Source organism: Dyella solisilvae, assembly GCF_003351225.1.
Lineage (GTDB): Bacteria > Pseudomonadota > Gammaproteobacteria > Xanthomonadales > Rhodanobacteraceae > Dyella > Dyella solisilvae.
This window is the reverse complement of record NZ_QQSY01000001.1, coordinates 1,295,186-1,308,543: the sequence shown is the minus strand read 5'-3', so window position 1 is coordinate 1,308,543 and position 13,358 is coordinate 1,295,186. Positions and strand designations below refer to the sequence as shown.

Annotated in this window: 11 protein-coding genes; 3 read left to right on the top strand and 8 right to left on the bottom strand. The window is 66.6% G+C overall.

Going from position 1 to position 13,358, the window contains the following annotated elements:
- Nucleotide 1: 1 nt before the first annotated feature.
- Nucleotides 2–604 carry a hypothetical protein gene (locus DVT68_RS05750; protein WP_114824035.1) on the bottom strand — a complete coding sequence of 201 codons (603 nt, stop codon included), beginning with the start codon at nt 602–604 and terminating at the stop codon, nt 2–4.
- 7 nt (nt 605–611) lie between these two features.
- A complete protein-coding gene (gene oxyR / locus DVT68_RS05745; protein ID WP_114824034.1) occupies nt 612–1,556 on the bottom strand; it encodes a DNA-binding transcriptional regulator OxyR in 945 nt (314 codons plus the stop codon).
- 235 nt (nt 1,557–1,791) lie between these two features.
- Between oxyR and DVT68_RS05740 the strand changes: the two genes are divergently transcribed.
- The gene (locus tag DVT68_RS05740; RefSeq protein WP_114824033.1) at nt 1,792–4,476 is read left to right on the top strand and encodes a M1 family metallopeptidase; all 2,685 of its coding nucleotides are present in this window, start codon (nt 1,792–1,794) and stop codon (nt 4,474–4,476) included.
- A gap of 104 nt (nt 4,477–4,580) precedes the next feature.
- Here the strand turns inward: DVT68_RS05740 and DVT68_RS05735 are convergent, their stop codons facing one another.
- The 6 genes from DVT68_RS05735 to DVT68_RS05710 form a co-directional block, all read right to left on the bottom strand.
- The gene (locus DVT68_RS05735) at nt 4,581–5,597 is read right to left on the bottom strand and encodes an NADP-dependent oxidoreductase (RefSeq protein ID WP_114824032.1); all 1,017 of its coding nucleotides are present in this window, start codon (nt 5,595–5,597) and stop codon (nt 4,581–4,583) included.
- 14 nt (nt 5,598–5,611) lie between these two features.
- Nucleotides 5,612–6,400, bottom strand: a complete 789-nt coding sequence (locus DVT68_RS05730) for an SDR family oxidoreductase (RefSeq protein ID WP_114824031.1) — start codon at nt 6,398–6,400, stop codon at nt 5,612–5,614.
- 16 nt (nt 6,401–6,416) lie between these two features.
- Complete coding sequence (locus tag DVT68_RS05725) at nt 6,417–7,187, bottom strand: SDR family oxidoreductase (protein ID WP_114824030.1); 771 nt, start codon at nt 7,185–7,187, stop codon at nt 6,417–6,419.
- A gap of 212 nt (nt 7,188–7,399) precedes the next feature.
- Nucleotides 7,400–8,089 (bottom strand): histidine phosphatase family protein, encoded by a 690-nt coding sequence (locus DVT68_RS05720; protein WP_114824029.1) that lies wholly within the window; start codon nt 8,087–8,089, stop codon nt 7,400–7,402.
- Between the two features lie 3 nt (nt 8,090–8,092).
- Nucleotides 8,093–9,160 carry a phosphotransferase family protein gene (locus DVT68_RS05715; RefSeq protein ID WP_114824028.1) on the bottom strand — a complete coding sequence of 356 codons (1,068 nt, stop codon included), beginning with the start codon at nt 9,158–9,160 and terminating at the stop codon, nt 8,093–8,095.
- Nucleotides 9,157–10,386: an acyl-CoA dehydrogenase family protein gene (locus tag DVT68_RS05710; protein ID WP_114824027.1), complete on the bottom strand. Its 1,230-nt coding sequence runs from the start codon at nt 10,384–10,386 to the stop codon at nt 9,157–9,159. Before DVT68_RS05710 ends, DVT68_RS05715 begins: the two co-directional genes overlap by 4 nt.
- 242 nt (nt 10,387–10,628) lie before the next feature.
- Between DVT68_RS05710 and DVT68_RS05705 the strand changes: the two genes are divergently transcribed.
- Both DVT68_RS05705 and DVT68_RS05700 read left to right on the top strand, forming a co-directional pair.
- A complete protein-coding gene (locus tag DVT68_RS05705; protein ID WP_114824026.1) occupies nt 10,629–11,549 on the top strand; it encodes a LysR family transcriptional regulator in 921 nt (306 codons plus the stop codon).
- 128 nt (nt 11,550–11,677) lie between these two features.
- Nucleotides 11,678–13,351, top strand: coding sequence for an FAD-dependent oxidoreductase (locus DVT68_RS05700; RefSeq protein ID WP_114824025.1), 1,674 nt, complete (start codon nt 11,678–11,680; stop codon nt 13,349–13,351).
- Nucleotides 13,352–13,358 lie beyond the last annotated feature (7 nt).

Here is a 13,358-nt window from a genome sequence, read left to right as displayed (position 1 = left end):
CTTAAGGAGGCGTCGCGGGAGCGACGCTTTCCACGAAGACCAGTTCGCAGGCTCCATCGCCGGTGTCGTCGCGCGTCATGGATGTGCGCCAACGCCAGCCGTCCGGACGGCTGGCGTCCACCAGGAAACCTTCAAGGTGGATGAGCTCGCCGGGCCGTACCTCGTCGAGTTCGTGGCGCACGCTGTCGTCGGCGGGAATCATGTGCATGTTGGCGCTGGAGCGCTCGATTTCCCTGCGCGGGATGGGAAAGCTGGCGACGTGCCAGTAGTAGAAACGGTTGCCCTGGGTGATCTGGATGTGCGACAGCACGGTGCTGTCGGACATGCGGCCCCAGCCGAGTGCGAGGTCCACCGGCGCCAGCACCGCGCCGGCGTCGAAGCGGTAGTCCTCGCGTGACAGCACGCGAGCGGTCAACTCAAAGCGCGCGCGTGTCACCAGGGTGATGTTGCCCCGGTGCAGCGTGGCGCCATCGTCCAGGTCGATCTGGGTCGGCACATCCGGCGCAAGGACGCCGACCGGCGGCGTCAGGGTGCGATGGCGCCACCAGTGCGCGCCGCCGAGGACGCAGATCAGCAGGATGCCGGCCAGCAGGAAGCGCTGCATCGACGCGTCAGCGACCGGCCTGTTTCGCGGGCTTGTCCTCGGCCACGCCGGGCTGCAGCAACCCGGCTGGCAGGTCGCCGATCACTTCAGCAAAGCGCTTGAGGAACGTCCCCATCGATGAACTCTTGCGCCATACCAGCGCGATGCGCCGACTCGGCGGGTGGCCCGCGAATTCCAGCAGGTGCACGTTGTCGGTACGCGCCACCGGTGGCTTGATCGCCAGCGTGGGCAACAGGGTGATGCCCACGTTCGCCGCCACCATCTGGCGCAGCGTTTCAAGGCTGGTGGCGCGGAAGCCGGAGCGTTCGCCGGCGCCGGCAAGCTGGCACACCTCCAGCGCCTGGTCGCGCATGCAGTGGCCATCTTCCAGCAGCAGCAGGCTCTCGTCCTCCAGGTCGTCCAGCTTGAGGCGCTTTTGCTTGTGGGCGAGCGGGTGTTCCTCCGGCACCGCCAGCACGAACGGCTCCTCGAACAGGAACTCCGTGTGCAAGCTGTCCTCGTGCAGGGGCAGCGCGAGGATGCCCACGTCCAGCGAACCCTCGCGCAGCATGCGGATCACCTGCTCGGTCTTCTCCTCCACCAGCAGCAGTTCCAGCCGCGGGAGGTGCTTGCGCACCAGCGGCACCAGGTGCGGCAACAGATAGGGACCCAGGGTGGGGAAGATGCCCAGCCGCAGCGTGCCGGACTCGGGGTCGCGCGTGCGCTGCGCGATCGCCTTGATCTCCTCGATCTCCGAGAGCACGCCGCGGGCGCGCCGCGCGATTTCGCGACCGGTCTCGGTGAGCAGCACCTTGCGCGGCGTGCGTTCCACCAGCGGCACGCCCAGCTCGTCCTCCAGCTTCTTGATCTGGGTCGACAGTGTCGGCTGGCTCACGAAGCTCGCCTCGGCGGCGCGGCCGAAATGCCGGTGTTCGGCCAGCGCCACGAGGTAGTGCAGGTCGCGCAGATTCATGGAGAGGCCCGTTAATAGATCGTGTCTATCATAGTGCGGCTAGTCATCGCCGTGAACAATGGGCACCCGGACCGAGCAGGCGAACGGGGCCGGGCCTGGTCGCGTGGCGTCCTGCGTCCCTTGGTGCGCTCCGAACGCTTACGCCAGGCTGACGGCACCATGTCTTCTGGCACTGGGTCATGAGTCATGACTGCACCTAGCGTGGGGGTTTGTTTGTCCAGGGGATTTACCTCGCATGCATCGTCTTGTTCGTCCGTTCGTACTCACCGCCCTTGCCGCGTGCTGCGGCGCCGCCTTGGCCGCGCCGGCCGCCGATGACCAGCCGCACGGCAAGCTGCCGGGCTGGGCGCAGCCGGAGTCCTACCAGCTGGCCTTCAAGGTCGATCCGCGCCAGCAGGACTTCTCGGGTACGACGGTCATCAAGCTCAAGCTCACCCAGGCGTCCGATCATCTGTGGCTGCATGGTCGTGAGCTGAAGGTTGGCAAGGTCACGGTGACCGATGCTTCGGGCAAGGCCCACGCCGGCAAGTACGTGGAAGTCGCGCCGCAGGAAGGCGTGGTGCGCATCGACTTCGGCGGTACGCTCAAGCCGCAGGAGCTGACGCTCGCCATCGACTACAGCGCGCCGCTCAATCTGCAGCTGCAGGGCCTGTACAAGGTCAGCCACAAGGGCCAGCCGTATGCGATGACGCAGATGGAGCCGATCAGCGCGCGCTACGCCTTCCCGGGTTTCGACGAGCCCGGCTTCAAGACGCCGTTCGACATCCGCCTGACCATTCCCAACGATGAAGTGGGCGTGGCCAACACCAAGCAGGTAAAGGAAGAGAAGGCCGGTGACGGCTGGAAGACGCTGACCTTCTCCACCACCAAGCCGCTGCCGACTTATCTCGTTGCGTTCGGCGTCGGTCCGTGGGACGTGGTGAAGGGTCCGGACATTTCGGGTACCGCCTATCGCGAGGGCGACCTGGAACTGCGCGGCATCGCCGCGCAGGGCGAAGGTCACCGCATGCAGCATGTGCTGGGCGAAACGCCGAGCATCATCCACACGCTCGAGGACTACTACGGCTTCGGCTATCCGTGGGACAAGCTCGACCTGCTCGCCGCGCCGGACTTCTCCGCGGGCGCGATGGAGAACCCGGGCCTGGTGACCTTCCGCGACTGGCTGCTGCTGCTCGATCCGGATTCCCCGGCCAACTACGTGCGTGGTTCGTTCAACGTCACCGCGCATGAGCTCGCGCACCAGTGGACCGGCGACACCGTGACGCTGGCCTGGTGGGACGACCTGTGGCTCAACGAAGCCTTCGCCACCTGGATGCAGCAGAAGGTGACGCAGAAGGTGCATCCGGAATACCGCGCCGACCTCGACCGCGTGCGCGGCGCGCAGGGCGCCATGAACGGCGACAGCCTGGTCACCACGCGCAAGATCCGCCAGCCGATCACCGGTAATGGCGACATCGAGACCGCGTTCGATGGCATCACCTACCAGAAGGGCGCCGCAGTGCTGGGCATGTTCGAAGGCTACGTGAGCGAGCCCACCTTCCAGAAGGGCATGCGCGCGTACATCCAGGATCACAAGTACGGCAACGCCACCGCCGACGACCTGATCGACTCCATCGCCAAGGCCGCCGACAAGGGCAACGACTTCAAGCAGGCGTTCAAGAGCTTCCTCAACCAGCCGGGCGTGCCGTACGTGCAGACCAGGCTGACGGAAGAGAACGGCAAGACCGTGCTGCATCTGAGCCAGAGCCGTTATCTGCCGGTGGGCAGCAAGGGCGACGACAAGCAGGTCTGGGGCGTGCCGATGTGCGTGCGCTTCGCCACCGCCAGCGGCACCAAGGTGAGCTGCGAACTGTTCGACAAGGCCGAGGGCAGCATGGTGCTCGAAGGCGCCAGCAAGGGCACGTGGGTGCTGCCGAACGCCAACGGCAGCGGCTACTACCGCTTCGCGATGGCCAAGAACGACCTCGCCAACCTGGGCAAGCAGATCAACAAGCTCGACGACGCCGAGCAGCTCGCTTACGCCGACGCAGTGTACGCCAGCTTCAAGCATGGTGATCTCGATGCCGGCGACGTGCTCGCCGCGATCAAGCCGCTGACCTCGTCCAAGACGCGCGAAGTGGCCACAGCGCCGCTGACCAGCTTCAACTGGATCTACCGCAACCTGGCGCAGACCGATGCCCAGCGCGCCAAGCTGGCCGCGTGGGCGAAGGCCGCCTACCTGCCGCGCCTGCAGCAGCTGGGCTATCACCGCAAGGCGAATGAAGCGGACACCGACTCGCTGCTGCGCAGCACCCTCGCCGACGAACTCGCGTTGACGGTGAAGCTGCCGGAAGTGCGCGCTGAACTGCTCAAGCAGGGCGACGCCGCGCTGAAGCGCAAGGCCGATGGCCGCCTCGACCTTGGTTCGGCTGACTCGGACCTGCTCGGCGCCGCACTCGGTGTGGCCGTGCAGGAACGTGGCAAGCCCGCGGTGGATGCGTTGATCGCCGAGCTGCCGCAGACCAGCGATCCAGCGCTGCGCAATGCCATGCTCGATGGCCTGAGCGAAGTGAGGGATCCGGCGCTGGCCAATCAGGTGCGTGATTTCGCCCTCGACAAGAAGGTGAAGGTGGGCGAGATGGGCATGCTGCTGCGTGGCGGCCGCGATACCCGCAACGCGCGCGATGCGTCATGGCACTGGGCGACCACCAACTACGACAAGATCGTGGAGCGTACCGGCAGCTTCTCCGGCGGACACCTGCCGGAGCTCGTGGGCGGTGGCGGTTGCTCGCAGGATGAAGCTGACCGCCTGCAGGCGTTCTTCAAGGACCGCGCCAAGCAGGTGAGCGGCGCCGAGCGTGGCCTCGCGCAGGCTACCGAGTCCACCGTGCTGTGCCACTCGCTGGTGCAGAAGCAGGACGCGGCGGCGATCCTGCGCTGATCAGGCCATGAAAGGAAACGCCGGGCGGAGCGATCCGCCCGGCGTTCTTTTTTTTGAGGGATGGCGGCTGACAACAGGTCGCGCACAGGCGCGACCCCTTCGCCTCAGACATCGTTGGCCACGCGCAACACCAGCTTGCCGGTGTGGCTGCCGTCGAACAGCCGGTTGAGCACCTGCGGCGCGTTCTCCAGGCCATCGGCGACGGTTTCGCCAGCCTTGATCTGGCCACTGAGCACCCAGCCAACCAGGTCCTGCACGGCGCGCTGCTGGTCGCGGCAGTCGAAGGCGAGGAAGCCGCGCACGGTCAGGCGCTTGACGATGATCACGCTGTAGTCGTCGGAGGGTTTGGCGCCGCCCGCGTAGTTGGCGATGAGGCCGCACAGGGCGACGCGACCGCCATTGACCATGCGCGACAGCACCGCGCGCATCACTGGGCCGCCGACGTTTTCGAAGTTCACGTGGACGCCATCCGGCGTGGCGGCGGCGAGCTGCTGCTTGAAGTCGTCGGCCTTGTAGTCCACCGCGGCGTCGAAGCCGAGGTCATTGACGAGGTGCCGACACTTGTCGGCTCCACCGGCGATGCCGACCACGCGTGCGCCGCGCAGCTTGCCGATCTGCCCTGCGATCGAGCCCACGGAACCCGCGGCCGCCGAGACGACCAGCGTCTCGCCCGCTTGCACTGGTGCGATCTCGGTGAGTCCGTAGTAGGCGGTGATGCCGCTGAAGCCGCAGGCGCCGAGCAGGGTAGGCAGTCCTACGGGCGGGTGGGCCGGCAGTTTCACCCAGTAGCCCATCGCGCCTTCGTCGAGCAGCGCGTAGTCCTGCCAACCCACCAGGCCCTGCACCAGGTCGCCCACCGCGTAGTGCTTCGCCCTGGATGCGACCACACGACCGATGCCGATGCCGCGCATCACCTCCCCGATGGCGACAGGCGGCATGTACTGCGGCACGTCGCTCATCCACACGCGGTTGGTCGGGTCCATCGAGAGATAGAGCACGCGCACCAACGCCTGACCATCCTTGAGTTCAGGCGTGGCCTGCTCGCGCAGCTCGAAGTTGTCCGACTGCACCAGGCCTTCCGGACGGCTCTTCAGCAGCAGTTGGCGGTTCGTGAAAGTCATGAGGGATTCTCCAGTCAGACGGCGCAGGCGCCGCCATCGATCACCAGTTCGGCTGCGGTCACGTAACGACTTTCGTCCGACGCGAGATAGAGCGCCGCATAGGCGACATCGTCCGGCTCGCCAAGTCGATGCATGGGGATGCCGCGCACCAACTTGCGCGTCGCTTCCGCTTCGCCCAGTTGCTCGAAGAACGGCGCCACGATGCCGGTGCGGATGAAGGCGGGATGGATCGAGTTGCAGCGCACGTCGATCCGCTGCTTGGCGCACTCCACCGCCACCGATTTGGTGAGCATCGCCACCGCGGCCTTGGACGTGTTGTAGGCGGTGTAGTCGGGATCGACCTTGAAGGCGGCCAGCGAGGAGATGTTGATGATCGACGCCGGCTGGGCATCGCGCAGGTAAGCCATGGCGTGCTTGCAGCCGAGCATCACGCTCTCCACATTCACGCTCATCACGCGCCGCCATTCCTTCAGCTCGATGTTGTCGATGGCGCCCAGCGAACCGATGCCGGCGTTGTTGACCAGCACCGAGATGCCGCCCATCGCCAGTGCGGCCTCGGCCAGCGTGCGCTCCCAGTTCGCCTCGTCGCGCACATCCTGTGCGGCGGACCAGGCGACCTGGACACCGGCATCGCGATTGATCTCCTCCGCCACGGCGGTCACCGCGTCGGCATGCAGGTCAGTCAGGAACACCTTGGCGCCATGCCGGGCCAGCATGCGCGCGATGGCGGAGCCAAGGCCACCCGCCGCGCCGGTGATAAAGGCCCGCTTGCCGGCGGTGCGTTGGGACAGGGTTTCGCTCATGCGGCGGTCCTCAGGGTCAGATGCACAGGTAACCGCCATCCACGTTCAACACCGCGCCGGTCGTGTACGAGGCGGCGTCGGAAGCGAGATAGAGTGCGGCGCCGGCCATCTCGGACGGCTGCGCCACTCGGCGCATCGGCACGTGGGCCAGCGCCATCTTGAGGATCGCCGGCGTATTGACCAGCACCGAGGCGAACTTGGTATCGGTGAGACCGGGCAGCAGCGCGTTGCAGCGCACGCCCTGCTCGGCGCACTCGACCGCGAACGCCTTGGTCATCGAGATCACTGCCGCCTTGGTGATGGAGTAGATGCCTTGCTGCGGGCCGGGCACGACGCCATTGACCGAGGCCACGTTGACGATGGAGCCGCCGCCGCTCTTCACCATCAGCCGCGCCGCATGGGTGGACATGTAGAAATAGCCGCGGATGTTCACGTCGACGGTCTTCTGGAACACCGACAGGTCGGTGTCGAGGATGTGGCCGAAGAACGGGTTGGTGGCCGCGTTGTTGACCAGGATGTCCAGTCGGCCGTGCTTGAGCTCGACTTCCGCGTAGAGCGACTCGATCTGCTCCATCTCGCCGATATGGCAGGCCATGGCCTCGGCGGAGCCGCCATCGGCGACGATGGCGTCCACCACCAGCTGGCAGTCGGCCTGCTTGCGGCTGGACACGATTACGTGCGCGCCGTGCAGCGCGAACAGCTTGGCGATCTCTGCCCCGATGCCGCGGCTGGCGCCGGTCACGATGGCGAGCTTGCCGGTGAGGTCGAAGGTGGTGGGTGTGGTCATGGGAACGTTCCTGTGGAGAAGGACATGCAGGTCATCGTCACTTGACCGTCATTCCGGCGCAGGCCGGAATCCAGTGGCCTCACCGTACGGCGCCGCAATACACGCGACATGAGGCCTGCCCTGAATGTCCTTGCATGGCCGAACACACGGCGACTGGATTCCGGCCTGCGCCGGAATGACGGCAAAAGCGCGCGGCTGAGACATAGCCTTCCTCATCGCAGCGTCACCAGGGCTGACTCTCCCGCGCGTTCCAGGTGCGGCCATGCGTTGTAAGTCACCAGCACAGGTCCCCGTGACCCTAGCCGCAGGCGCGTCACGCCGGTGTTCACGAGCGGCCAGCTGAGCTGGAACGCCTGCGCTTCAGGCGTGCCGAGCAGCGCGCCGACGATGACCGAGATCGGGCCGCCGGATGTAAAGGCCCAAAGCGTGTCGCCCGGGGAGTCGGCAAGAAGGTGCAAGGTCGCCAGCACTTCCGCACGAAACTCACTCCAGCTGCGCGTGTAGTCGGCGTCGTATTCGCCGCTGACCCAGCGGGCGAGCGCGGCTGTGAAGAGTCGCTGGAATGCGCGGTGCGGATCGTCCGTCTGGCTCATCGCCGCACGCAGCGCGCCCGGTGCGCTGAGTTCAGGGCGAAGTCGCGCCAGCAATTCGTGGTGGTCAACCTCATCCAGCCCGGGCAACACCATCGGTTTCAGTGCGAGGCCGGCGGCGTCGAGGCACAGTGTGGCGGTGTCACGGTGGCGCACGCGCGGCCCCATCGCCACCTCATCGGGTCTCGCGCCAGTGGTGGCGAACCACTCGCCGAGCAGCCGCGATTGCTGTTCGCCCGAAGGCGAGAGCTGGTCATAGTCCTCGGCGCCGAAGCTTGCCTGGCCGTGGCGTATCAGCAGCAGTTCGCGCACGGCTCAGCCCTCCGCTGCGATCAGGCGGCGACAGCGCATGCCGAGATAGCGGGCGGCGTCACCAAAGCCGGCGAATTGGGGGTTGGTGGTCTGTCCCAATGCATAGCGCCGATAGATCTGCTGCACGATCACCATCAGGCGGAACAGTCCAAACACCTCGTAGAAACCGAAGCGTGAAACATCCAATCCGGTGCGCTCGCCGTAATAGGCGACGACTTCGGCGCGGGTGAGCATGCCGGGCTCGTGCGTGGGCTGGCGTCGGAACGACTGGAACACCTTGTCGTCGTCCGCCTGGACCCAATAGGCCAGCGAGCCGCCAAGGTCCATCAGCGGATCGCCGACGGTGGCCATTTCCCAGTCGAGCACGCCGATGATCCGTAGCGGATCGTCCGGTGCGAGCACCACGTTGTCGAAGCGGTAGTCGTTGTGGATTACGCAGTGGGCGTTGTCGCGTGTGGGCTGGCTGGCGGCGAGCCACGCCATGATGTCCTCGCAAGGATCCGACCCCTCAGTGGCGGCCTGGCGCCAGCGCTCGCTCCAGCCGGCGACCTGGCGCGCGATATAGCCCTCGCCCTTGTTGAGCTCGCGCAGGCCCGGTTGCGCCACGTCCACCTGGTGCAGCTCGACGAGCCGGTCGAGGAAGCCAAGGCACAGCTGGCGCACGCCATCGCGGTCCAGCCCGAGCTCGGGCGGCAGGTCACGGCGCAGGATGGCGCCTCGCAGGCGCTCCATCACGTAGAAGTCCTGGCCGAGCACGCTGGCGTCGTCGCAACAGGCCAGGATGGCCGGGACGTAGGGATAGCTGGCCTTGAGCGCGGCCACCACGCGCGCCTCGCGCAGCATGTCGTGTGCCGATTTGGCCTTGGCGCCTTTCGGCGGCCGGCGCAGCACCAGCTCCCGGTCGGGGTAGCTGAGCAGGTAGGTGAGGTTGGAGGCGCCGCCGGGAAACTGGCTCAGGGTGGGCGTGCCCGCCAGTCCCTCGACGTGTTGCTTGAGAAAGGCGTCGACGCGAGACAGATCGAACGCATCCTCCTCGCGTACCGCGCGTGCCTGGTCGGACATGGCGGTCATGCGTGCGTCTCCCGGGCCAGCTGGGCCTTGGCTTCCAGTTTGGCGACGACGGCGCGGTGCACCTCATCGGGGCCGTCGGCGAGGCGCAGGATGCGCGCATAGGCATAGAGCTGCGCCAGCGGGAAATCGTCGGTGAGGCCGGCGCCGCCGTGGATCTGGATCGCGGCGTCGGCGGCCTGCTGCGCCACGGCGGGAACCACCACCTTGATCTGCGAGATCAGGCTGAGCGCGGCCTTACTGCCCTGCGTGTCCAAGGTCCAGGCGGTCTTGAGCGTCAGCAGGCGCGCCTGTTCGATGGCCATGCGCAGGTTGGCCACGATGTCGGCATTGCCGCCGAGCTTCAGCAAGGGCTGGCCGAAGGCGACGCGCGTCTGCGCGCGGCGGCACAACAGGGCCAGCGCGCGCTCGGCGGCGCCCAGTGCGCGCATGCAGTGGTGCACTCGGCCCGGCCCGAGGCGACCCTGGGCGATTTCGAAGCCGCGACCGGGGCCGAGGATCACGTGGTCCAGCGGCAGTCGCACGTGGGAAAAGGTGAGCTGCCCATGGCCGAAGGGTTCGTCGTAGTCGTGGAACACCGGCAGCATGCGCTCGATGTGCACGCCGGGCGCGTCGAGCGGACAGATCACCATGCTGTGTCGGCGATGCGGCTCGGCGGCCCCGTCGCTCAGACCCATGAAGATCACGAAGCGGCAGTGCGGATGACCCAGTCCGGTGGTCCACCACTTGCGGCCGTCCAGCACCACCTCGTTGCCTTCGACGCGTGCAGTGGCGCGCATGTTGGTGGCGTCCGAGGAGGCCACGTCCGGCTCGGTCATCGCAAAGCCGGAGCGGATCTCGCCAGCGAGCAACGGCGCCAGCCAGCGCTCACGCTGCGCCGGCGAGCCGTAGCGATGCAGCACCTCCATGTTGCCGGTGTCGGGCGCGTTGCAATTGAACACCTCCGGCGCGATGAACGAGTGGCCCATGATCTCGGCCAGCGGCGCGTACTCCAGATTGCTCAGGCCCGGGCCATCCTCGAGATCGGGCAGAAACAGGTTCCAAAGTCCGGCTTCGCGCGCGCGCTGCTTCAGCGCCTCCATCACCGTCGGCTGTCGCCACTGGCGATGATCGGCGCCGCCGCTCAGCTGGGAGTGATAGACCGGCTCGGCCGGCAGAACATGCTCGCGCATGAAGCGTTCGAGGCGACCGGTGAGCGCCTGGGTGCGCTCGGAGGGTTGGAAGTCCATGGGGGCATCTCCTGGCTCCGGGGCAGCGTACGCTGGTGACAGATGATTATTGAAATGAATATGCTTTATGGCGTGCCATTAATCGAATGAATGACGCAGCCCTCACCGTCATCCCTGCGGAAGCAGGGATCCAGTGACTTTGACTTCCCGTAAAGACAATACGCTGGATCCCAGCTTTCGCTGGGATGACGGCGGGAAGGAATTGGGCGCCGCGTGAGCACCCATCCGCACCGAGAGTCCCCATGGAACGCGACAGCCGCATCGACCTCAACCTGTTCCGCGTGCTCGATGCGATCTACACCCACGGCGGCGTAAGCGCGGCAGCGCGCGTACTGCATTTGACCCAGCCGGCGGTGACGCACGCCCTGCGCCGCCTGCGCGACCAGTTGGGCGATCCCTTGTTCGTGCGCCAGGGCAACCGTCTCCTGCCGACCGACAAGGTGCGCGCGATGATGCCCTCGGTGCAGTCGCACCTGAAGGGCCTGCTCGCCAGCACGCGCGCTCAGCCGGCCTTTCATGCCGCGCAGCTGCAGCTGGAGCTGGTGATCGGTTTCCGCGACATCCTGGAGTCGATCGTGCTGCCGGGGCTGATGGCCGACATCGGCAAGGAAGCGCCGGGCGTGCGCCTCGTGAGCCGGCGTGTGGCGGCGGACGAGGTCGAACGTGAACTCGGCGCGGGCACGCTCGATCTCGCGGTGGACCGCCCCCTGCGCGCCGGTTCGCAGATTTCCCGCCGCCGGATGCTCGACGAGACGCTGGTGGTGGTGATGCGCCGCAACCATCCCTTGTCGGGCCAGCTTCGCCGCAGCGACTACCTCGGTGCGCAACACGTGACCGTCTCGCCGCTCGGCGAGTCCAGTGCGCTGGATGTGTTGTTGGGGCAGAACGGCATGTTCCGCGAGGTGCGCATGGTATGCCAGCACTACTTCTCGGCCTGCCAGATCGCCGCAGCGAGCGAGTTGCTGCTGACCGTGCCCAAGGCTTACGCCGATCACCTCGCGGGCCTGCTGCCCATCACCGTGCATCCGCTGCCGCTACGGCTCAAGGCGATTCCGATTCTTGCCTACTGGCATCAGTCCAAGGATGGCGACGCCGCGCATCGCTGGTTCCGTGAACGACTCGTCAAGTCGATCACCCGCGCGATGACGGCGTCCTCTCGTTGACTTGCCCCTGCCACGCTTGCGGGCGCACGATGGGCTGAGCGGTTCGCGTGGCGCCCTTGTCGCGCAAAGCCGTGGCAGGAAGACCCCGCCATGCAACGGGCGGGCGCCACCATGACGAGGTGTCTTGCATGTCGGATCAGTCTGCGCCGCCCGAGGTCGTCTACGACCCCACCGATCCCATGAACCGTCGCGAGCAGATGTTTCCGCGGCTGAGTCTTGAGATGGTGCAGCGTATTGCGGCCTACGGAGAGGAAGAGTCCGTGCCCGGGGGAACCGTGCTGTTCCAGCACGGCCAGCGTGGCGTCGATTTTTTCCTGGTGCTGGAAGGGCTGATCGAAATCTTCAGCCTCGACCTCCACGGCAAGGACAACGTGTTCACCATGCACGGGCCGCGCCAGTTCAGCGGCGAAATGAATCTGTTGAGCGACCGCGGCGTCCTCGCCTCGGGGCGAGTCGCGGTGGATAGCCGCCTGGTGCGGGTGCACGCGGACGCGTTCCGGCGCATGGTTGCGTCCGAGGCTGACATCAGCGAGATCATCATGCGCGCCTTCATCCTGCGCCGCGTGGGCCTGATCCGCATGGGTCACGGCGTGGTGCTGGTGGGGCCAGGGCATGGCGCCGACACGTTGCGCATAGAGCGCTTTCTGGTGCGCAATGGTTACCCGCATCGGCTCATCGACACCGAAGTGGATCCCGCCGCCGGTGGCTTCATCGAAACTTTCCGGCTACGTGATGACCAGTTGCCCGTGGTGATCTGCGCGGAACACTGCTTCCTGCAGAATCCGGGCACGGCCGAACTGGCCGACGCGCTCGGCCTCACTGAGGTGATCGATCCGCAACGCGTTTACGACGTTGCGGTGGTGGGCGCCGGGCCGGCCGGGCTCGCCGCGGCGGTGTACGCGGCATCCGAAGGCCTCTGCACCATCGTGGTCGAGGGGCTGGCGCCGGGAGGACAGGCGGGCACGTCGTCCAAGATAGAAAACTATCTTGGCTTTCCCACCGGCATCTCCGGGCAGGCGCTGTCGGGGCGCGCGCAGGCGCAGGCGCTGAAGTTCGGCGCCCGCATGGCGGTGTCGCGCCATGCCGATGGGCTCGACTGTTCAGGACAACCTTATCGCCTGCACCTGGACGACGGGCAGACCCTTGCGGCGCGCGCGGTGATCGTGGCGTGCGGTGCGCGCTACCGCAAACTCGACGTGCCCGGCTATGCACGCTTCGAAGGCGCGGGCATCCACTATGCCGCCACTGCCATGGAGGGTCAGCTGTGCGCCAACGAGGAGGTGGTGGTCGTAGGCGGTGGCAACTCGGCGGGGCAGGCGGCGGTATTCCTTTCGCGCATCGCCTCGCACGTGCACGTGCTCGTGCGTTCCAGCGGCCTGGCCGCCACCATGTCCGATTATCTCGTGCAGCGCATCGCGCAATCCTCCACGATCACCTTGCACTCCCGCTCGGAGGTGGTGGCGCTGGATGGCGACACGCGACTGCGTCGCGTCAGCTGGCGCCATCGTGACACCGGCGAGGTCATCACCCGCGCTGTCGGCAACATGTTCGTGATGATCGGCGCCGAACCCAATACCGACTGGCTGCAAGGTTGCCTCGCGCTGGATGATCACGGTTTCGTGCTGACCGGACGCTGCGCACAGGGCAACCTGCTGGAGTCGCCTTATGCGACGACGCTGCCGGGCATTTACGCGGTCGGTGACGTGCGGGCCGGTTCGGTCAAGCGCGTCGCCTCCGGTGTCGGCGAGGGTTCGGTGGTGATCCAGGCCGTGCATCACTTCCTGCATCCGGAGGGTGGCTGAGGCGCTG

Excerpts from the sequence above, each read along its gene's own strand:
- oxyR (WP_114824034.1), bottom strand. The coding sequence starts at position 1,556 with ATGAATCTGCGCGACCTGCACTACCTCGTGGCGCTGGCCGAACACCGG.
- DVT68_RS05735 (WP_114824032.1), bottom strand. The coding sequence starts at position 5,597 with ATGACTTTCACGAACCGCCAACTGCTGCTGAAGAGCCGTCCGGAAGGC.
- DVT68_RS05715 (WP_114824028.1), bottom strand. The coding sequence starts at position 9,160 with ATGACCGCCATGTCCGACCAGGCACGCGCGGTACGCGAGGAGGATGCG.
- DVT68_RS05750 (WP_114824035.1), bottom strand. The coding sequence starts at position 604 with ATGCAGCGCTTCCTGCTGGCCGGCATCCTGCTGATCTGCGTCCTCGGC.
- DVT68_RS05710 (WP_114824027.1), bottom strand. The coding sequence starts at position 10,386 with ATGGACTTCCAACCCTCCGAGCGCACCCAGGCGCTCACCGGTCGCCTC.
- DVT68_RS05705 (WP_114824026.1), top strand. The coding sequence starts at position 10,629 with ATGGAACGCGACAGCCGCATCGACCTCAACCTGTTCCGCGTGCTCGAT.
- DVT68_RS05725 (WP_114824030.1), bottom strand. The coding sequence starts at position 7,187 with ATGACCACACCCACCACCTTCGACCTCACCGGCAAGCTCGCCATCGTG.
- DVT68_RS05700 (WP_114824025.1), top strand. The coding sequence starts at position 11,678 with ATGTCGGATCAGTCTGCGCCGCCCGAGGTCGTCTACGACCCCACCGAT.
- DVT68_RS05740 (WP_114824033.1), top strand. The coding sequence starts at position 1,792 with ATGCATCGTCTTGTTCGTCCGTTCGTACTCACCGCCCTTGCCGCGTGC.
- DVT68_RS05730 (WP_114824031.1), bottom strand. The coding sequence starts at position 6,400 with ATGAGCGAAACCCTGTCCCAACGCACCGCCGGCAAGCGGGCCTTTATC.